General features: G+C 77.5%; 1 protein-coding gene. It reads right to left on the bottom strand.

All coding sequences use genetic code 11. The annotated features are described in order from the left end of the window. Positions 1 to 97: 97 nt before the first annotated feature. Positions 98 to 524, bottom strand: a 427-nt coding sequence (locus tag VR44_RS40510; protein WP_045952708.1) for an SCO7613 C-terminal domain-containing membrane protein, incomplete at its 5' end; no start/stop codon positions are given.

Genomic DNA, 524 nt, shown 5'->3' with positions numbered 1-524 from the left:
GGTCACTGGTTCGATCCCAGTATCGCCCACCCGGAGCAGAGGCCCCGGAGATTCGCAAGAGTCTCCGGGGCCTCTGCCGTACCCGCCCGCCGGTCCCTCAGCGGAACCGGCCGAGGGCCTCGCGCAGCCTGCGGGCATCCCGCAGCCGCCTCTCGTACGTCGCCCCCACCGCCAGCAGCAGCACTCCCGCGAGCGCCGGCGGCACCCAGCGCGGCAGCAGACCCGCCACCTGGACCACGTACGGGGCCAGCTCGTGCACCGCCACCCCCGCCAGGGCGAACCCGCCCAGCAGCAGCGGTGCCCGCAGCCGGCGGTGCGCCCCCACCAGGGTCACCACGAGCGCGCCCAGGCCCAGCAGCAGCGGACGCGGCCAGTACGGGTCCCCCCAGACGGCCACCAGACCCGGCAGCAGCGTCGCCCCCAGCCCCGGCCCGTACGCCGCCCAGGAGGAGGCCCCCGGATCCCGGCGGCGCCGCACCACCCCCACCGCCAGGGCCCCCGCCGTCACCGGCAGCGTGTACGCC

Origin of the sequence: Streptomyces katrae (genome assembly GCF_000966975.1) — a bacterium.
GTDB lineage: Bacteria > Actinomycetota > Actinomycetes > Streptomycetales > Streptomycetaceae > Streptomyces > Streptomyces katrae.
This window is presented reverse-complemented; position numbering and strand designations above follow the sequence as displayed.